Here is a 20,231-nt window from a genome sequence, read left to right on the forward strand (position 1 = left end):
TCAGTTTTTTAAGCGATTAAAAAGTTACGCGGGCGCCTATGTTAAAGGCTTTTATGTTCGGGTATGATTCGCCGCGCGAATAATTGCTAGAGCTTGTGCCCGTATCGTTAAGCTCGGGGTCCCAGTATTTCCATTTGGACAGGGTGATTAAGTTAGTCCCGTTTACAAATACCCGGAGGTTTTTAAGGCCGTAGCGTTTAACAAAGTTTTGGTTTAGCGTATATCCGAATTCCGCGCTTTTTAACCGGACGAAACCCGAAGGTTTAAGCCACCAGGTGCTGTTAAGGTAATTAGAATTGGGATCCTGATTGCTGTTCAGGCGCGGGTAAAACGCGTTGGGATTGGGGTTGCTTTCCGTCCACCGGTCGGTAACCATGGTCATTAATGCCGGGCTAATGGCTCCGGCCGAAAAAGGCTGGGTCCCCTCGCCTAAGCCGTAATTCAGCCACACTTTGCCGGTACCTTGTATAAAAGCGCCGATATCAAAACCTTTATAGCCAACGGCGATATTTACACCGTACATAAGCTTGGGTGTACCCGAAACGTTAATGCGCGCAATATCATTTGCATCGATAACGCCGTCATTATTCAGGTCTTTATACTTGATATCGCCCGGGCGTATATCGCCGGTTTGCTTAGCCGAAGCATCGATCTCGGCCTGGTCTTTAAACAAGCCTTCGGCAATGTACAGGGTTTTGGCATCCACCTGCTTCCCCTTCCATTCCATCCATGGATACTTTTGCGGGGGAAGCCCGTCCTCTAAATTAATATTGTTATTATAGGTAAAAGTTCCGGTAATATTTACCCATTTACGGTTACCTAAATTGCGGTTATAGGTTAAGGTAACATCTACACCCTTATTCAGCACAATACCGATATTCCGGGTCGGGTTCACCCCGCCAAAGCCAGATATTAACGGAATTGTTTGGTCTGCCCTTAGTATACCCCTTCTTATCTCGCGGAATAACTCTGCGGTTAGTTTAAGATCATTATTTAAAAATCCGAATTCGATGCCCAGGTTATGCCGGTAAGAGGTTTCCCAGCTCGGGTCGGTAGCGATCTGGGATTCTGCATAACCGCTGTAGGCTGGTGAAAGTGAGGTAGGCGTGCCGAACTGGTAGCCCGAGGCCGCCGTTTTTGTTAATTGGGTTAAATAAAGAAACCGAGTAGGGAAAGCGCCGTTGCCTGTTAAACCGTAACTATATCTTAGTTTGAAGTAAGGTATCACGTTTTTGATCGCGCTGTAAAACTTCTCGTTAGACACGATATATCCAACGCCCACCGAAGGGAAAAATCCGTAGCGTTTACTTGGACTGAAGTTTTCTGAACCGGTATAGCCAAAGTTGCCTTCCAGGAAATAACGATTGTTATACCCGTAAGTAGCCCTGCCTGTGAGGCCACGGTTACGGTAAGGAACCGCTGAGGTAAAAGTGGCCGCGTTGCCATCTACAAATTCGGACTGGTTAAAAAGCAGCAATCCGCCTACGTCACTTTTTCCGTAGGAACGGTTATAGTTTAGCGCAGCCTCTGTATACATTCGGTGCGTTGAGCTTCTGGCTGAAGAATAGCTATACACCCCCGTGGCGTCCCTGGTAGTTTGCAGGATGAGTTTACCGTTGGCATCCCGGCCCGTTGCATAATAAGACGGATCTGCAATACCTACCGCATTGGAGCCATCAGAATAGATATCAAAAGAAAACAAGCCGGAAATTGATAAGCCCTTGGTGATCAAACCCAGGTCCTGCTTAAGCTTGATGTTTGGACGAATGGTTGCGGTGTATATGCTTTGAGAACCAAAATCAAAAGCGATCTTATTGGGGCTGCTAAAACCGCCCGGGTATTGGGTATAAAGGCCGTTTGAATACTGCCCCGGCATAACGTGTGGAGGAACACGCAAAACCTGCGCAAATAAATTATTCAACGCGTCGGCATTAGTACCGCCGTTGGGGCCGTTCCGCTGATCGATAATGGATGATATACCCAGATCTAACTTGGTAGTGCTGGTAACATTCACCCCTATGTTAATCGTAGCGTTATAGCGTTTGTAGTAGGAACTTATGTTATATTTTTTGTCATCAGGATTATCTTTAAGCAAACCGGTTTCGCCATAGTAACCTGCCGATATATAATAGGTAGATTTATCTGAACCGCCGCTGACATTTAAATTAGCCCTTTGGGTTGATCCGCTTTTACGAAAAATCTCATCATACCAGTTCACATTCGGATACAGTTCAGGATCAGCCCCGCTCCTATGCAATTCAATCCTTTCCGGCGTATATAAGGCCTGCCTGCCCCGGGTGGTTAATGCCTCGTTGTAAAGTGTCATCCAGGTTGGTGCATCCACTAATTTAGGTACCTGCACAAATTTTGAAATACCCTGGTTAATCTCTACATTAATGGCAGGTTTGCCGGCAACACCTTTTTTGGTGTTGATCAGGATAACGCCATTAGCGCCACGGGTACCGTAAACCGCGGTAGATACCGCGTCCTTTAACACGGTAAACGATTCGATATCTTCCGGATCAACATCATTCAGCTCGCGATCGGGAACCCCGTCTATAATGATCAGCGGCGTGCGCGAACTGGTACCAAAAGTAGATACCCCCCTTATTAAAAAGCCATTGTTATCCTGACCGGGGCCACCGCCCCTGGAAGTAGTAATTATTCCCGCTATCCGGCCGCCCAAAGTACTGGCGATATCACGGATAGGCAATTTAAGGTCCTTTGCTTCCAGCGTTGACTGTGCACCAACCACGCTGATCTTTTTTTGCTGCCCATACCCTACTATACTTACTTCGTTAAGACCACCCGCGCGGGCTTCCAGTTTAACGTTCAGATCTACCCGGTTCCTTACAGCATAACGAATGGTCTTGTACCCGATAAAAGAAAATTCAAGTGAGTCCGTCGGATTTACATTGATCGCGTATATCCCATCGCGATCAGAAACTACCCCAAGAGTAGTACCGGCTATCCTGACAGAAGCCCCAACAACGGGCCCGTCAAGTTCATCTGTAATTTTACCCGATACTTTTAAAACCCGCGTTTGCCCGAACGAGCTTAAGCCGAGCAGGCAACAGAGCACAAAAAGAAAACTTCGCCCCAGCTTAAAGCCAGGGCAGCTTAGTAAATTTTTATTCATAATTGGTTAAAGAAAAAGGTTTAAAATACTTATGTAGTACATAACAAATGTATAAAATAAAATACTATTGCAATATTTTTTTTCAATTAATTTAACCGATGGCCGGTAACATTAAATTTATATGTTTCTTACAATCAGGATAGAACACCTTATTTGTATGGCAAAACCGGATGGCTTGCATGCTTAAACATGTTCTTATAAGGGCGCCGGTAAGCGCCCAATAAGTAATACATCGCTAAAGATAATCGCGTTGCTATCGCTTTAATAAGTCACCGCCACCCTTTTGCCGGTTTGCGCCGCCTTATAAATAGCTTCCAGGATCACCAGGTCACGCCGTCCTAATGTTCCCGGAACAACGGATGCGCTGTTATTGATGATACATTGGGCAAAATTGTCTATCTGCAATGCCTGCTGAAAAGGTGGTGTAAAATTAAGCGGGCCGCGGCTGGTCTCCACTACCATGCCTTTATAGGTAAAAGCATGTTCTTTAAACTCAATCCACCCCTTTGCGCCTTCGGCCCTGAAGGTGTCCGCGTTATGGCGGTAGCTGGTAAAAGCCTTACATTCAGCACCATCAGGGAACTGCATGGTCCAGTTCATCCCCTCTTCTACATCACTAAAAATATCAGGTCGTGTTTTAGGGATCTCGCTCGCGGTCACTGATATTGGGCCTACCCCACCGGCAGCCATACACGCCCCGTGAATAATGTAAACACCCAGGTCCATCATGGGGCCGCCGCCTGCCAACTTTTTATCTGCCCGCCAAACTTTATTGTTCATTACAAAACCGCGATCGCCTGTCATTTTAGTAAATGTGCCAAAGTCTTTATCGCGCGCCAACCGCATTAGTTCCTGATGATAAGGATCAAAATGCAAGCGATAACCTACAGATAATTTAACCCTGGCATCGTTGCAGGCTTTTATAATGGCATCACATTCGGCAACGGTATTGGCCATAGGCTTCTCGCAAATAACGTGCTTACCCGCTTTTGCGGCGGCAATGGCGTGCTGGGCATGCAGGCCATTGGGCGTTACCACATATACGATATCAATATCCGGATTATCAGCCAGTTGCGACATGGTTTCGTAATTGTAAATATTCTTTTCGGGGAAACCATAATCTGCGGCCCATTTCTGGCCCTTGGCTTTATCGCCGGTTACCACACCTTTAAGCTTGCAATATTGCGTTTGCTTTAAGGCCGGGCCTAACTGCCCGGTACTGTATTTCCCTAACCCAACCAGCGCTATGCCTAATGGCCGTTGTACCTGCCATGCCGCATATAGCGAAGGCGCAGTTAATAATGCAGCAGCGCCAACGCCTATCTGCCCTATAAAAACCCGGCGGGAAACATGATTATTTTTCATACTACAATCTTGATACTAAGCTAAAGCGGACTATGGTTTACAATGATTGAAATTAATAAAAGCATTATTCAATCAACAGGTTTTATGAGGATATGACAAAATGAGTTAATAGATAGCTAATATCCCGCAACATCGCCCAGTCAGTATTTTCCGGTTGACAAAATTATTTATGAATCGGCTAATCTGATGGTATAAAATGTTTCCGGATATAGTCTTATTTGTATGAACAACATATCCGTATCATGAAAAAGTACCAGTTAATTTTAATGAGTTTTTTGCTTTGTGGATTACTATGTTCTTTCATACCACGAGCAAGCCGTAACTATGGAAAGCAACCGGATTACAAAATACCCGCAGATGCCCGTTATAAACCTGATAATGGAGAAAAGCTATTTTTGAAACATGCCGATGAAGCGTTATCAGCAATTGAGCAGGGGGCCGGAAAGCTTTCTATCAAAGGCGTAGCCATTGTTATATTTATTCCGGGCGATACCGTTAAATCATGGGTATCAAAGATGAAAGTAATTGGCCTGATCAAAAAAGGAGCATCTAACCTCTTAGGTGTGGCCTGTTCAAAAGTGTCGGAAATGGCGGATACCTACCAGGATAGCGGAAGCGGTGTAAGGCCGCCGCTAAAGGGAGAATATGGTTACAAGGGTGGCGTGATCAGAAAAGTAAGTTCGGGATATATTATGGCGGTGTTCTCAGGCGGCAGCCCAGATCAGGATAAGGAAATAGCAACCAGCGGCGCAGAGCTATTAGTAAAATACTTTGATGCTAAATAAACTGCTTTGTATGTTAATATTTAATTAGAGGGGATGGCAAATTAGGTCATACAACTCTAAAATTATTGGATTTTTTTAAAATTCATAGCCCAGCCCACCCTGGAAGAAGCTGAAGAAGCCGTTCAGCGGGTTTTTATGAATATATGGAAATAACCGTTTTAGGATATACCTTTCGCACTTATATTTCCGCGGCACTCGAATATGTGATCTTCGCCAGGATGGCACAACGCAGAAAAAACGTTCAGTTGCCAATAGAATCGGATGGCATTAAATAATTAATTATCCCTTACCCGATTTAAAATATTGTAATTAACTTAGTATCAATCAATTCACTTAAAACCACAATTATGAACAAAATTTTAATTGCCGGCATTGCCGGTGGCGTGATCTTCTTCCTGCTCGGCTGGCTCGTTTACGGTGTACTGCTCATGGACTTTATGTCGGCAAATTCCGGTATGGCCGCTTCCATGCAGAAAAAAACGCCCGACATGCTTCCCCTTGTTTTTTCCAACCTGGCCTGGGGCTTTCTTTTCGCGTTGATATTGGGAAAATGGAGCACGGGCGTATCGATAGCACAAGGTGCCTCGCGCGGCGCAGTAACCGGGCTGCTTGTAGCACTATTTGTTGACCTGAGCTGGTACGCCACAACCACCATGTTTACGGTACGTTGCCTGGCCGTGGATATCGTTGCGATGACGGTGATCGCTGCTATTGGTGGTGCCGGTATCGCCTGGATATTGGGCATGGGTAAAAAAGGCTAAAAGAAACCGGAACAGCCATTTTTATCGAAATGGAAAGCCATTGCAGGAAAAAATGCGATGGCTTTTTGTTACCCAATTAGCTCAATGGATTAGGTATGCCCACCATAAATAATACATACACATATGGCAAATATAATGCAGTTGATCAGCACATTTTTTGGCTTTGCCCGCGGATAGTTACAGTGCCCAACTTAAAACCGGCCCTTTTTTCAAAGGGCCGGTTTTAAGGCAATCCCGCTGCTGCGCTGTTGTTAGGAAGGCGCCACAACAGAGCAGGAACAAAAGCCATACTTGCCTGTCTGTTATTTAAAACGGATCATGGAGAGCATTTCCCCTTTTTCCAACTCATGCGATGTGTAGTAGAGGCTCAGTTCATGACCGGCATTTTTCTTTTGCAACTGTAGCACATCTTTTACCGCCACTGTCATTTTCAGGTCGGTACCGCTCGCATCGGCAAATGTCCATTGCCGCAGGGTATGGCCGGCCTCATCCTTTAAGGCGAGGCTTCTGCCGGTGCCGGGCCCGTTGTTCCGCATGCAATGGCTGTAAACAATCTGCAACTGGTCGCTCTCTTTGGCCTTATCCAAAGCCAGTACCCGTAAATTCAGCGGCTGGTTAACGGCTTGCTTCAGCACAAGCTGGTTATTCAAATAGATCTCGTACTTGTCCAGGCCAAACCTGGTGGTGAAACTTAAGCTGATGAGCGTAAACAATAACGCCCCGATAAATGTGATCTTTTTCATAATGCTTATTTTTTTTAAGCAATTTAAGCCGGCAACCCGAATCGGCAAAAAATAGTAGAGCAACAACCAAAATAGTAGACGTCAGCTTTTTATGCTTATATTTCCTCTACTTTTTGAGTCGTTCGTCGATATAATTTCGCAGGCCGGAGGCTTTTAGTTTTCTTTAACATATGGAAAAAACGTTTCAATTGCCATTCTCCAAACGAAGCTTTACCCTTCGCCATGCGCTCGTCCACGGCGCCTACTGGATACTGGTTACCGGTTTTTTCCTGTATGAGAAAAAGTACCTGATCTATAAAACGAACCTTCCTTATTTCTTTGCCTGTGTAAGCGGCCGGATTGCCCTGCTCATTGTGATCGCTTATTTGAACCTGCATTACTTTTTGCCTAAATACGCGCATAAAAAAAGGTATGGAGCTTATGTTGCGGCGGTGCTCATTTCCGTCATCGCTTATGTGCTCCTGCAAAGCCTGTATGATTTCTATTTGTATGGCTTTGTGGTAGGCCCGATGTATAACAGTAACCTGCTCGAGGCCATTTCTTATAACTTTTTTAGCGCGCTATGGTACCTGAGCCTGATGCTCGCCCTCAAACTCAGCCTGGATTGGTACGGACAGCAGCTCATCATTCAGCAGATCACGGTAGAGAAACTTCATGCCGAGGTCGATTTCCTGCGGGCGCAGGTCAACCCACATTTCTTATTCAATATCCTGAATAACCTGTATGCGCTGACGCTTAAAAAATCGGAACTGGCACCTGACGTGGTGCTGAAGCTGTCGGCTATGATGGAATACATGTTGTATGACAGTAATGATGAAAAGGTACTGTTGGATAAAGAACTCGGCTACCTGCATAATTATATCGAACTGGAGCGGTTGCGGTTTAATGGCGGGGCGTATATCACCCTGACCATGGATCGGGCAGTGGAGGGGCAAACCATTGCACCCTTATTGCTGCTGCCTCTGGTGGAAAATGCGTTTAAGCATGGGCTCAGCAGACAAACGGAAAACGGCTGGCTGAAGGTAACTATCAGCCTGAACGGAAAGACCTTAACGATGCAGGTCGAGAACACCAAACCCGTGTTGGTTAACGCTGCAACTAAAGGTGGTATCGGGCTGAATAATTTGCGTAAACGGCTGGACCTGCTTTACCCGGGAAGGCACGAACTGGAACTGGAAGACGAGGTAAACACTTTTAAGGCCAGGCTGGTCATTGAACTCTGATGGAAAAGCTGTTAACGATTGTAGTTGTAGACGATGAGCCGCTGGCAAGGGAAGTACTGGAAGGCTATGTAAACCGCATAGCCGGGGTGCAGGCCGTACACCTTTTCCCCAATGCCAAAACAACTTTAGCTCACTTAGAAAAACACCCGGCCGACCTGCTGTTACTGGATATCGAAATGCCCGAAATGACGGGAATCGAGTTTTTGAAACAATTACCTGACCCGCCCCTTACGATTTTCACCACCGCCTACCGTAATTATGCCTTTGACGGTTACGAACTGGGCGTGATCGATTTCTTATTAAAACCCATCGCATTCGAGCGCTTCGGGCTGGCCATCAGCAAAGCCAGGGAACTTTTAGCATTGAACGAACAACATAGCCATCTTGACGATAACCCGGCGGAAAACAACGATTTTATCTTTGTGAAAAGCGGTGTCCAGCGAATCAAATTGCAATTTAACGAAGTGACACATATCCAGGGCTTGAAAGACTATGCCATTATCCATACACCGGCTAAAAAGATATTGCTCAAAGGCTCGGTCAAAGCCATGCTGGACATCTTCCCCGCTAATCGATTCACTCGTGTGCATAAATCTTTTATCGTCAACCTGCAGAAGGTCACCCGGCTTGAGCGGAACTGTATCCTGCTCGACGGCCACCAGATTCCGATCGGGCGGAACTTTAAAGAGGAACTGGAAAAGGCCCTGAGCTCCAAATGAGCTAATAGAATAATAAATGTCTGGTTCAACATGGAGCAATGATGGGATTAATAACATCATAGTGCTCCTATTTAGTCTTTCAGTATAGAAAGGAAATTCAGAATACTTGTATCTGTATAGGTAATTACAAATTTTTTTCTATTTATCGGAAATCTACATATCGATTACTAATCGTATTGCTTAGCAACTAAAACTGGTTGATGGTGTGGTTTGCTATACTTTCTTCGAAAGCAGGGTTATTAAGACCCTTTTTATCAACTGTCGCAAATTATGTTGATGTGGATTGGGTGTTACCATTCTACCTAACTTCTTAATAGGTAATATCACCTAATACCTCTTCCCTTAAAACCTTACAACTATATAAGTACTACCATTTTTTAGAATTTATTGGAAGATGATCGTTTATTTTTTCTACATGACAAGTAGTTTTCATCCTAACATAGCATTAGTATCCAGGGTATCAAAAGGGCCTCTATCGCACATAAAATTACTAAAGTAACTCCTTTCTTGTTTTCTGCAGATGGCCTTTGAGCCAACTCTTTTAATAAAACCAAATAGCGTTTATTCCTTATAAACAAGAAATAGTTGAGTACAAATAAGGCTATTATGATAGGAATAATTCCATACCCTAACATTTGCACAAAAGCTTTATCAATAACTTTGCTTAGAAAGAAGACCAATGCTACATAGTTTGGCAAAAAAAAGAAACATATCGCAAATATGGAATTCCACTCTGGTACATCCCTGGGGCGCCATTGATAAAACATCCATAAATAGTACTTATATAAATAAGTTAACATACAGGTAGGTTAAAAACGTCTTTTGTCGCTAAACCATCATTTGCTTCGTATGTATATCCTGATTAAACGCAGTATCTGATACACTGAGGATAATATATCGGTGCATTGCTCATGGTATACTATCCACTATAGTACCAACTACGCTTGCCGCAAACTGGAGGCGCTTGCGAGTTAGGACACAAAGCCTGATGCGTAATACTATAACTCTGTTATTGTTGCCAAAGCGCTGGTTACTGATATAAGTTAGTTTTCAAACCACCTACGTATGACACTTTCGAGCGACTTATTTTTATTCCTTTTGATAAATGTGCTTCGCTCTTTAAATACTTTTTCACGGTTAATGTTTGATAAAAATATGAAAGTCCCTAAAGCAACAATATAAATAATTAAAACATATATATTATTGATGGATGGAGCACCTGCACTATCACAAATAATTTTTTCTTTATACTTATTTGCAAACAAGTACAACAATATAAAAACAGCAAACATTATTAAAAAATATGTACCGCTTCGAATGTGCAAAGCTTCATCCTTGAATGCAAATACACCTAACCAGATACTGAAAATCATTGAACTTATCAATATTGTGACTAATATCACTGCACCTAAAAATGGGCTTTGATTTCCTACTTTCTGCAAAATAAAATACACCCTATTAAAAACTAATACTAAAACATTCATATTACCTTGGTTTATCAAATAAAGTATTGCCACTGAAATATTCGTAACCCATTTTCCCAAGAAAATAAGTCGCGCTAATACCCGCTCCGATTGGCCCGAAAAAGCCGATTACCCCGAATACAGCATCAACAGTAGCCTCTGTACCGGTAATGTCTCCGTTCAAATATTGCAATCCAGTCGTTGCAATACCAAGTCCTCCAACTATATTTCCAGCAACTTTAAATTTACTTGCAGCGCCTAATGCACTTTGGTAGCCATTTCTGTATCCCTGTACACCACGAATGAATTTGCCATCCGCACCGATTTTTAAAATTTTAGTAGACAGGTATTCTCCTTTTGCACTTAACCACCAGTACTTATTAGCGACAGCATTCTCCATAGCCGCATATGATACACCTCCGATTACAAGAGCATTTCCTACGCTACTACGGCTGTTTGCAGCATTGTCATCCCCCCCCTGATCGGCATCTCTCCTGCCGATACCAAGATACTGATTAAACGCCGCATCTGCTGCACCATGAATGGCATTGAGTATCTGCGCATCGCTCATATTGGGCGTTATCACAACCGGATGGGTCATTAAATAAATGTACTGGAGATAGTAGGGCGATGTATCGGCATATTGAGTGCCAAAGCCTTTGGCACCAGCGGCTACCCCTGCGTTAAATGTGGCTGCCGCCACGGGATAAGGTACTGCCGACCCGCCTGCGCCGCCGCCGCCGCCGTCACCGCCGCCCATATAAAACGATTGTATGGCGTCTAACGCGCTGTCAAATTCGCGCACTGATGTATTATCGGCATAACCGCCGTATTGTGAACTTAGTAATTGATCAATTATCCCCTGCCATTCGGCCATTGTCCGGTCGCCTAAGGGATCGTTATTAGATAAGGGATTGTTTAAAGCATATTGATAAGGGCTAAATGATTCATATAGCGTAGCCTGCGGATCAATACCTACAAAACGCCCCAGGGCAGCATCATAATTACGGTAATAAGTTTGGTAATAATCGGGCAGGTCGGCATAATCGTTTTGCCACTCGGCGCCGGCATTATACAAGTTTTTATTGGGTTGCGATGGCGTGGGTACATTACTGCCGTTCATCACTAAGCCAAATGGATAATAGCTATTTTCCTGCTTAACGGCTGCCTGGCCATTTTGCTCTTCAAAACTAACCCTGGCATTGCCCATGTTATCGGTAATTACATACTCGGGTTTTAAAACTCCGTTTACATTCCTTACCCTGCCTTCGGGCATATTAAAGCTAACCAGGATGTTGTTTTCAAAAATAAACCCATCGGTATAATCGGTTGTTTTTTGTAATTGGTTATTATCAAATTGTTGCTTTCGCAGTAAAACTGCCGATGCATCGTAAGTGTAAGTGATATACCTACCGGTAGCCGTGTTAATAGTGATCTTATCTGTACGGTTTAATGTATTGTAGGTTAACGAAATGCCTTTTTTAGGATCGGTTTTTAGGTTGCCGTTATCATCGTACTGGTAAACACCGGTGGATCCGGTCAGGTTTTTAAAGCCTAAGGCGGTGTAATTGCCCGCATTGCCATCACTTACGTTATTGAGTTGATTGCCAATATAATCGTATTGCAAATCGTCTATAGCGGTGATGGTGCCATTTATAATGGCATTACGCTGTAATGCTATTATATTGCTGTTTTCATCGTATTTAATGTTCTTTTCATCAAATCCGCCTATATTGGCCCAAGTGCTGCTGCTTTGTCTGTCTGCATATACCGCGTTTTTTAACCTGTTTAGCTGATCATATTGGTAAATATAGCTGCGTTCGGCCGTAGCCTGGCCCAGCCCATTTTTCGTCATCCATTTTACTGCAGATATATTGCCATTAAAATAGCCTGCATTTCCCAGCAGGTTATCTGTTTGATCATACAGTATCTCCATGCCGAAAATATCGTTGCTATCGTTATTTTTTATACCATCGTTGGTTAAAGTACTATTATTAATACTGGTTAATTGCCCCCTGATGTTAAAACGATAGTCGAGTGTTTGCAGGAAATTACTGCCACCATTGGTAGAGTGAAGATTTTTTGCCACTAATTGCCCAATCTCATTGTATGTATACGCCGCCGTTCTTACGGGGCTTGCCCCATTGTATGACTGATCGATAGCTAATAAGCGATTGGTATGGTCATAAGTAAAGTTAGTCGACACCGTTACGGTTGTGGCTCCTGCATTTTTTATCACCTTAACCTGTACCGGCTTTCCGGTAAAATCCGGCACGCTGGTTCTAACATCATTTAAAGCTGTATTTAACAGGTTATTACCCAAGGCCTGTATCAACTCGCCTTTATCGGTATAAAACAATACATTATATAGCCACGTTGCGGTTATACCCTGCCCAACCGTTTTCTTTTTTACTACGGTTAACATACCCCTGGTAGCTATAGTTGGGGTGGCTTCGTTTGATAAGCCCTGGGCCTGATAGGTATAATCAGCGTTTCCATCATTATTGATGTCGTAATCATCGTAATAAGCATAAGCCAGGTCGGTGATATCACTTACCGGAAATACATTATTGGTGTAATTACCTGTTGCTGTATTGGCTGAACGGTCTTCAAAGTAATTATCGTAGTTAAGGCCATTTACATATTGCTGCATGGAAACCCGCGTAAGGTAAGTGTTATTGGTATAAACCCCCTGGCTGATTGCCCTGCCCTTAGCATCATATTTGACGTAATTCCATTGATGATTGGCTTTTAGATTACCGTCCTGAATAAGCACGGGCCGGTTTAACGGATCAAAAACAACATTAAGTGTAATATTACCCGGAAGGGCTTTCTCAATTACGTTGCCACGGTTATCGTATACAAATTTAAAAAGCAGTGCATTGACCGATTGTTGTGTAATATCCCAGTTTGCGCCGGATGCCATTGCCGACACTGCTTTGGGCGGAATTACATAGCTAACCAAACCGGCATTATTATAAACATAATAAGTATCAAAATAGGTAACTGTGTTTCCGTTAATAGTTTCGTTGGCCAGCTGGCGTTTCAAAATAAGATGCCCGTCCAGATCTGTAAAAAGTATTATTTTTAAACCCTGTTCGTCTGTAGCTTCCTTAGCCTCCAGTGCATTAGCTGTATAAACGCCTTGATAAGTGCCGTTATCGCCCCACTTAATCACATTATCGCCGGTACTATTTGAACGATAACCGAATACTTTGAAATGTTGCCCCGGCTGGAAGCCCGTCCCGGCAGAGCCCATCTGCAAAACTCTTTGTAAAGGGCTGTTCTCAAAAACCTGTTGTGCAAATGGCGATGGGTCATCGACAATTTTGTCGGTTGTACCATTGCTATAGAAAGCCGCTTGTTCATTTAAGGCGGATGACCTAAAATTACCAGATCCGTCGCTACCTGTATATGGTAAATATCCGGCGGTTTGTTGGCCCAGGGAGTTATAATCAAATGCTTGAACGATATCGTGTTGAAGCGGACTTGCTTTAACAGCAATTGTTTGTACAACACGGTCAAATCCGTCGATAAATGTTTTTGTAGTTTGTTTTTGAAAAGCATTTAAGTTATACACCTGGTCATCGGTAGTGATGCCTGCTACTTTGATAACATCTTGTTGTACATAACTTCTAAGCAGCGGTGTGCCTACAAATCCCGGAGGGGTTCCGATCCTTATGGAAACATTGGAACCATTTTGCAATATTGTTCCGGACAATAAAGTGACAGACTGGCTACTAATAATATTAACGGTTGATCCTGATTGCACCACAAAAGAATTATTATTTAATTGTGGTAATACAATAGGATAGGTGCTGCTGATATCCTGACCTAATGTATTTTGTATGATCAAGGTTATTAAAACCTGTGATAAAACGAGTATTTTTTTTAACATCTTGCTTAGGTTTAGTTAATCGATTTAGTTACAGGCTCCGGTTTCTATCGAAAAATACAAGGAACTGTTATTACTTAGATCCCATGTATAACTCATTGATCCGCTAAGGTAAAATGTTGCGCACGAAGCCAGATTCCCATCTATGAAGATTTTCAGCCGGTCGGTCGAACCGTTCGGATCCAGTTCTGTTGCTGTATTGCGTATCTGTACCTGAACATTATATACGCCCCTTGGAATAGTGGTAAACGCGGAACTTATGTCGGCACTGGTAATGCTATACATTAAATTGCCATTTTGATAGAAATCAAATGTGGCTTCGGTTGTAGTTTGAGTTTGATAGCCCAGAGAAACAGGAACAGCAGTGATTGTAATTGGCATAGAACTCGAAACCTGGACATGATCTGGACTGGTTGCAGTAACTGTTACTGTATAGGTACCTGTTTGTGCATAAACATGGGTAGGCTGATCGTATGAAGTAGCTACCACAGGTTGGGAGCCATCTCCAAAATTCCAACTGAGAGACGCGCCCGCATATTGACAAGTTGATAAACTATTAATTAAACTAAATGTTATGGGGGTTGATGGATATAAAAACTGCGTTGGAGTATAAGTAAAAGAAGGCTGGTAAAAAGTTTTGTAGCTATCGGTAAAGTTGTAGCTCTTCTTAATGATCATGTTTTTATTTTGATCAAAAACATAGTTCAGTCTGCCGTACTGATCGAAAGTATAATATTGGGTGATTCCGTTGGTATTAGTTTGTGCTGTTTTGTAACGGGTGTTACGGTCATATGCATAGGTAGTAACTTCCGCATTTTCAGGGTAAAATAAAAGTTCGTCCAATTTAATATCATGATTACCTTGAAGCTTTAAAGTAAAATTTTGTGTTACATTATTTACAGGGATTTTTAATTCATAGTATTTCCATTGTGCCGATCCCATAAGGGGCAAATTATACGAAACAGACTGGTTATTATCGTTAACTATTACGGCTGTAAGGGTGGCTGCAACAGATGTGTTTACCCATGCAGAGAAAATGTAATTTTTAGTGATATTCTTTTTCACAATCGCCCTGGCAAGTGTGGCGCCTGTTTCCAGAATTTGGGCCTGGCCGCCTACGCGCGTATTCTCTGTTAAATTATAATTGCCGGCGAGCCTATAAAAATAAGTGTTGTCCGCAAAGTTGTTCATGCTTAAGTAACCGATCTCCGCAACCGACGCATTATAAATATTTGCTATAGGTAGCTGTGTGGATACATCGGTTAATGTTGTTTGCGTCTTGCGGTTGTTTCCTTCCTGGGTTTGTACAAAGCCACTTCGGTCATAAACAAGATCGTTCTCCACACAATAATATCTGGAGTCGTTTGTAAAAACGCCACCCGAAACAACACTTGGTGTAAAATCAGTAACACCATCAGGGCTTAAAAATTTAAACTGCTGCGAAACGTTGTATATCACATTATTATAGGCGGTAGTAAACGCGTTAAATTTGATCAAAAAGCCGCTATTTGTTTTATTTACGCCGGCACGCTCATCCTGAAAGTAGGTTTCTACAGGTATATTTACGTTTTGTTGCTGTAAAAAATACAATGCGTTGGTATTAATATCTGAACCAGCAACAGCATCATAATCTTTTACATATTTATAAAACACTCTTTTTATACTGCCATCACTATTAGTTGTGCTCTCGCTTGTAACCAGTTTATGTTTCAAGCTCCCATAACTGTAGGTTGTGGAACTTTGCAGTGATTGCGTAAAGGTGGACGAATCATAAATTTTCTCCTCCTTTTTAAACATCAGTTCATCGGTAGATGCATAAATATTATATTTTGAATAAAGTGTGGCATTTCCCATGCCTTCAAATCTCAATCCTGTTATTATTGTTGGGCTTCCCGTTCTCTGATACGAATAAGTTGTTTCATTCGTTTCATGCCCGGCCTCATCATAATTAGTCACTTTTTTTAATAACCCTCTCTCAAAATCATAATTGGTGTTAGGTGCAAAAGGGTAATTATTCAAATAGCTACTCATATAGCCAATGTCTGTGCAATTAGTCCGGGCCACATATGTTTTATTAGGAGCCCAATCAGCATTGGCAGTATTATCAACAGGGCTAGCAGTATTATCCCAATACATGGCAGGTGTAAAATGTTCATATAAAACACTTCCTGCTCCTGCCTGGCTTTTCCGTATATAATTATACATTACATAATGATCTTCCTGACTGAGATCAACATCAGACCTTACAGTTCCTATATTGTAGCCATTTACACCCGAAATTTGGCTATTATATGGCCGTGTAAAAGCAAAAACAGGAAGAGAGATTGGTTTTCCGCTGGTTACACCGGTCGAAGGATTTAAATACGAATAATTTGTTATTATATTTTTACTAAGATCAACACCATCATAGTCAATAATACTTTTTACACGAATGCCGCTTCCTTGTACTACATGAGAGGCCGGGACGTCATAATAGTCATTTGATTCATAAACAAGTGTAGTACTCGCATTATCCCCATAGGTAACCTGGTTCAATGTTCCTGTCATAACGGTGGCCGGGTTTGCCATCCGCGAACTTCCGCCGCCAAGCGTTTGATAATCAGGCCGGTAGAAATTATCTGAAATTATTTGATACCTGGGAAACTGACTATTAGATGTGTTGAGCAGTAAACCTGGGTATAACGTAGCCGATGGTGAAGTGTCATTATTGAAGTACCCCCAGTAATCTATTTGTTTGGATGAGGAATCGGGTAACGTTGTTTTATAATAATTGATATTGTTATAGGCATCGGTAACGGCAGTTTCACCAATATAAGAAAAATGATACTTAATTGGTGTATTGCAATCGGCAGTTGTAAAATCCCGTAAAAAAAACCTGCTATAGAAATTGCCGTCACTTTTAGTGTATCTAACATCCGAATAGTTCAATATGTATGTTAACATATTGCTTTTGATACTCTTTAAAAGAGTTTTATTGGTAAAGCCATTATTAGAATACTCAAAAGTATAACTTCCCGAATTTCCTTGTATGGAAACCAGGGTTTTAGGCTGATGCCCTTCATCTATCAAATATTGTGTAGCCTTTGTAACCGCTAAATTAGGGTCGGTGATATAGAAATTTATCGGTGTTACTACATCCTCATATTGATCATCGCTATAGGAAAGATTGATATAATTGTTTTTTTGATCGGTAACTGAAAATAAATACCATGTTCCGCAAAAAGAGATGCCATCTGTATATTGGTTATATTCTTTCTTTTTGTAGTTAATATTATTTTCATTTACTGATGCAGTAAACCGTTCAATTTGATCAGTTACACTGAAGGTGTAAGTAATACCTTTATCGTTAATTACGGTAAATTGAGTGATTTTACCATTATTATCAGTTACATAAGTAATCTTCACATCCCTGTAAGGTATTGTTTTGATATTGTGGTCTTTATCAAACAAAAATTCGAACGATAATCCCGGAACATTCACATGAAAAATATCAGGTTCCGTATCTACGTTGTCAGTGAAATTGCCCGACAAATAACCAACATCTGATAATTCATCGTTGCAGCTACTGAGATTATCATCATTGCTAATATTAAAATTAGTGACGTAGTTATTGTTAGTATTATGCAGCCAACCAACCCTGGAATGCCCTTGCATATCCGTATTAACATCATCCGGAAGCCCGCGTAACTCCCTTGAAATTTGCCCTCCTGCACTCAAATGCCAGCCCATTCCTGCTTTATCTTCTACATCTTTAACTTTAACTCCAACTGATGTATAAATTAAATTTATCGGCAAATTCAAACTACCGCTTTGCACATTACCTACAGGAATCAAGGCACTTGCAATACCTGTTTTTAGATCGACACCGACGATATTTTTTTGCGCATTAGAGTTATAACAAGCCAATAAAATAAGGCCTGTGATTCCGAATTTGAGAAGTGTTTTACTAAACATATAATTGTATTATTAAATATTCCTTTATTTAAGTTTAAAGCTTATCCTTTATTATTGCAGTTTTATCATCGAAGGTTTCAAGCCTTTTATTTAGTATATCAATTTGTTTTTGTAGAAATTGAATGGCATTTTGCTGTTCTTTGCCTTCTTTGTCCTTGTTAATCAAATACAGGGTCAACTCTTCTACTTTCTGCAGCAATAGTTTATCCATATCACCCAGGTTCACGCCGTTTTTAGCCACGTCCTGCTCCGAAGGCATCTCCGGTAAATGCTGGTTCTGATCGATGTAAGCTTTTACTGATGAAAGTGAGGTTAATTGATAAGCGGGCTTAAAAACATAATCTGGCCAGTTGGCTGTTTCCACTTTTACTTCCTTAGAGCGGATAGTACCGTTTACCGATAACGCTTCGTGGGGCGTAACAGTGCCAATACCAATTGAACCATCTTTGGTAATAATACCGCCACCCGGTAATTGAACATCGCCTGCCATACGGCCCTGATATGGAATAAGGATGCTCTGAGTGCCTGACAGGGTTTCATCCACAACTGTCCACCCCTGGTATTGCGTACTTGTTTCCGACATGCCTTGAGCATATGCACTGACAGTAAAACGTTGGTAATATGGCTTGTCATTGATTAGAATGGTCACCAATCCATTTTCATTTGAAAGATAAACAGGCGGTGTGTATGACCCGAAAGAAGTAACCTTTGGATTATAGAAAAAATAATTGGCAGGATCATTAAAATTAGTTCCACCGGAGTAGATATAAAAAGTGATGGTGAGGCCGATCGCTTCGGTAGACGCAAAATTAAATCCCTGGATCGTTATCGTCGGCATTTGTGTGGCGGCCACAAATGGGATGTTTGTTTTGATCTTAACGCCATTTGTTGGAGTACCGTTAAAGTTGTAATTAACAATGTTGGGATAGTTTTGAGCATATACTATTATAAAGCTCATAACCCATAGAAAGGTCAGTAACGTTTTTTTCATAAACTGTGATAATAAGTTAAGGCTTAACAGATATTAGGATTGACCTAATCTTTAATTAGTCTGCTATATAATTCTTTTTACGGCTTCCTTTTTATTAAGGTTTCGATTTGTCTTTTTAATTCATCAATTTGTAATTGCTGCGCTTTACTTTTATTCTCTGTTTCTTCCTTTTGTTGAATTAAATACAAGGTTAACTCCTCCACTTTCTTCATCAGCAGCTTGTTCATTTCGCCCAGGTTCAGGCCATCTCTGCTTATCTCTTGTTCCGATGGTATTTCGGGCAAATGCTGGTTTTGGTTTATATAAGCCTTTACTGATAAAAGTGATGGCAATTTGTAAGTCGGTTTGAAAACATAATCTGGCCAGTTAGCCGTTTCTACTTTTACTTCTTTAGAGCGAATTGTGCCGTTAACGGATAGCGCTTCGTGAGGTGTACTTGTACCGATGCCAACATAACCATTTCCGAGTATCCGCATTTGCTCGGTTATTCCCGTAACACTGTTATAAGTTGAAAATGCAAGATCGGTTACCGGCTGTACCGATTCGGCAATGGCACTGATCTTAGCCGTAGGCGAATAGTTACCGGCTGTATGGAAGGTCATATTCACTTCATTTCCTGTTGCTGCTGTGGCACTGTTCACCAGTGAAAGCGCATTTACCGCGCCGCCGCTGGCCGCGCCGCCAATCATACTGATGGATGAACCTGTGTTGCTGGTTGATGTACCCACTTGCAGCTTTGCAAGAGGTGTAGTAGTACCAATACCTACACTTCCGGCAGAAACCATCAGCCCTTTTCCACTTATAATCTCTACATAACTTTTATCATAACCTGAATTTGTTGGACTGGGGCCTGCGCCTAACTGGATGCCCGTATCGAATTGTATCTTTAGTTGCTGATATGCATTCCCTGTCCAAGGCCCCGAAGTGCGATAAATGCCATAGCCTGTACCGGAATGCCAGTATAGGCCGTTTGCCGAATTGGTTACCACATCGTCGCCAAAAGTTATCTGGCCAGCATTAGACATATCTAAACTTCTTTGAGGGCTTAGTGTACCTATACCTACATTGCCACTCGGGGTAGGAAAAGTGTTTTGGGCTTTTGAAATAAAAGAACCGGACAAAAGTACAGCTGTAAAAGCCAAATGGGTGATTTTCATATGTGATAAGTGTTTATTTAGGTTCAGCTAATTGAA

General features: G+C 42.0%; 12 protein-coding genes. 4 read left to right on the forward strand and 8 right to left on the reverse strand.

The window, feature by feature from the left end; genetic code table 11:
- Positions 1-16: 16 nt before the first annotated feature.
- Positions 17-3,139 carry a SusC/RagA family TonB-linked outer membrane protein gene (locus tag AC07M6_RS10865; protein WP_494889254.1) on the reverse strand — a complete coding sequence of 1,041 codons (3,123 nt, stop codon included), beginning with the start codon at positions 3,137-3,139 and terminating at the stop codon, positions 17-19.
- 261 nt (positions 3,140-3,400) lie between these two features.
- A complete protein-coding gene (locus tag AC07M6_RS10870; RefSeq protein WP_494889256.1) occupies positions 3,401-4,504 on the reverse strand; it encodes a Gfo/Idh/MocA family protein in 1,104 nt (367 codons plus the stop codon).
- A 242-nt stretch (positions 4,505-4,746) separates the two neighbouring features.
- Here AC07M6_RS10870 and AC07M6_RS10875 point away from each other — a divergent pair, with 242 nt between their 5' ends.
- Together AC07M6_RS10875 and AC07M6_RS10880 are read left to right on the forward strand one after the other, a co-directional pair.
- Entirely contained in the window at positions 4,747-5,289 is a 543-nt protein-coding gene (locus AC07M6_RS10875) for a hypothetical protein (RefSeq protein WP_494889258.1), read from the forward strand.
- Positions 5,290-5,636: 347 nt separating this feature from the next.
- Positions 5,637-6,050 carry a hypothetical protein gene (locus tag AC07M6_RS10880; protein ID WP_494889260.1) on the forward strand — a complete coding sequence of 138 codons (414 nt, stop codon included), beginning with the start codon at positions 5,637-5,639 and terminating at the stop codon, positions 6,048-6,050.
- 302 nt (positions 6,051-6,352) lie between these two features.
- On the opposite strand, the gene AC07M6_RS10885 is transcribed toward AC07M6_RS10880, so the two are convergent.
- Positions 6,353-6,793, reverse strand: a complete 441-nt coding sequence (locus tag AC07M6_RS10885; RefSeq protein WP_494889262.1) for a hypothetical protein — start codon at positions 6,791-6,793, stop codon at positions 6,353-6,355.
- Positions 6,794-6,963: 170 nt separating this feature from the next.
- Between AC07M6_RS10885 and AC07M6_RS10890 the strand changes: the two genes are divergently transcribed.
- Both AC07M6_RS10890 and AC07M6_RS10895 read left to right on the forward strand, forming a co-directional pair.
- A complete protein-coding gene (locus AC07M6_RS10890) occupies positions 6,964-8,016 on the forward strand; it encodes a sensor histidine kinase (protein ID WP_494889264.1) in 1,053 nt (350 codons plus the stop codon).
- Positions 8,016-8,735 carry a LytR/AlgR family response regulator transcription factor gene (locus AC07M6_RS10895; RefSeq protein ID WP_494889266.1) on the forward strand — a complete coding sequence of 240 codons (720 nt, stop codon included), beginning with the start codon at positions 8,016-8,018 and terminating at the stop codon, positions 8,733-8,735. The genes AC07M6_RS10890 and AC07M6_RS10895 overlap by 1 nt, the downstream gene beginning before the upstream one ends.
- A 1,043-nt stretch (positions 8,736-9,778) precedes the next feature.
- On the opposite strand, the gene AC07M6_RS10900 is transcribed toward AC07M6_RS10895, so the two are convergent.
- From AC07M6_RS10900 to AC07M6_RS10920, 5 genes are all read right to left on the reverse strand, one after another.
- A complete protein-coding gene (locus tag AC07M6_RS10900) occupies positions 9,779-10,219 on the reverse strand; it encodes a hypothetical protein (RefSeq protein WP_494889268.1) in 441 nt (146 codons plus the stop codon).
- A gap of 1 nt (position 10,220) precedes the next feature.
- The gene (locus tag AC07M6_RS10905; protein ID WP_494889270.1) at positions 10,221-14,096 is read right to left on the reverse strand and encodes a DUF6443 domain-containing protein; all 3,876 of its coding nucleotides are present in this window, start codon (positions 14,094-14,096) and stop codon (positions 10,221-10,223) included.
- A gap of 24 nt (positions 14,097-14,120) precedes the next feature.
- Entirely contained in the window at positions 14,121-18,047 is a 3,927-nt protein-coding gene (locus AC07M6_RS10910) for a PKD domain-containing protein (protein ID WP_494889272.1), read from the reverse strand.
- A gap of 34 nt (positions 18,048-18,081) precedes the next feature.
- Entirely contained in the window at positions 18,082-19,038 is a 957-nt protein-coding gene (locus tag AC07M6_RS10915) for a hypothetical protein (protein WP_494889274.1), read from the reverse strand.
- Positions 19,039-19,115: 77 nt separating this feature from the next.
- Positions 19,116-20,195 carry a hypothetical protein gene (locus tag AC07M6_RS10920; protein ID WP_494889276.1) on the reverse strand — a complete coding sequence of 360 codons (1,080 nt, stop codon included), beginning with the start codon at positions 20,193-20,195 and terminating at the stop codon, positions 19,116-19,118.
- Positions 20,196-20,231: the final 36 nt, after the last annotated feature.

Source organism: Mucilaginibacter sp. GW821-FHT07H05 (assembly GCF_059418485.1).

Bases quoted from the DNA above. Each gene is read 5' to 3' on its own strand.
- AC07M6_RS10865 (WP_494889254.1), bottom strand. From the start codon at position 3,139: ATGAATAAAAATTTACTAAGCTGCCCTGGCTTTAAGCTGGGGCGAAGT.
- AC07M6_RS10870 (WP_494889256.1), bottom strand. From the start codon at position 4,504: ATGAAAAATAATCATGTTTCCCGCCGGGTTTTTATAGGGCAGATAGGC.
- AC07M6_RS10875 (WP_494889258.1), top strand. From the start codon at position 4,747: ATGAAAAAGTACCAGTTAATTTTAATGAGTTTTTTGCTTTGTGGATTA.
- AC07M6_RS10880 (WP_494889260.1), top strand. From the start codon at position 5,637: ATGAACAAAATTTTAATTGCCGGCATTGCCGGTGGCGTGATCTTCTTC.
- AC07M6_RS10885 (WP_494889262.1), bottom strand. From the start codon at position 6,793: ATGAAAAAGATCACATTTATCGGGGCGTTATTGTTTACGCTCATCAGC.
- AC07M6_RS10890 (WP_494889264.1), top strand. From the start codon at position 6,964: ATGGAAAAAACGTTTCAATTGCCATTCTCCAAACGAAGCTTTACCCTT.
- AC07M6_RS10895 (WP_494889266.1), top strand. From the start codon at position 8,016: ATGGAAAAGCTGTTAACGATTGTAGTTGTAGACGATGAGCCGCTGGCA.
- AC07M6_RS10900 (WP_494889268.1), bottom strand. From the start codon at position 10,219: ATGAATGTTTTAGTATTAGTTTTTAATAGGGTGTATTTTATTTTGCAG.
- AC07M6_RS10905 (WP_494889270.1), bottom strand. From the start codon at position 14,096: ATGTTAAAAAAAATACTCGTTTTATCACAGGTTTTAATAACCTTGATC.
- AC07M6_RS10910 (WP_494889272.1), bottom strand. From the start codon at position 18,047: ATGTTTAGTAAAACACTTCTCAAATTCGGAATCACAGGCCTTATTTTA.
- AC07M6_RS10915 (WP_494889274.1), bottom strand. From the start codon at position 19,038: ATGAAAAAAACGTTACTGACCTTTCTATGGGTTATGAGCTTTATAATA.
- AC07M6_RS10920 (WP_494889276.1), bottom strand. From the start codon at position 20,195: ATGAAAATCACCCATTTGGCTTTTACAGCTGTACTTTTGTCCGGTTCT.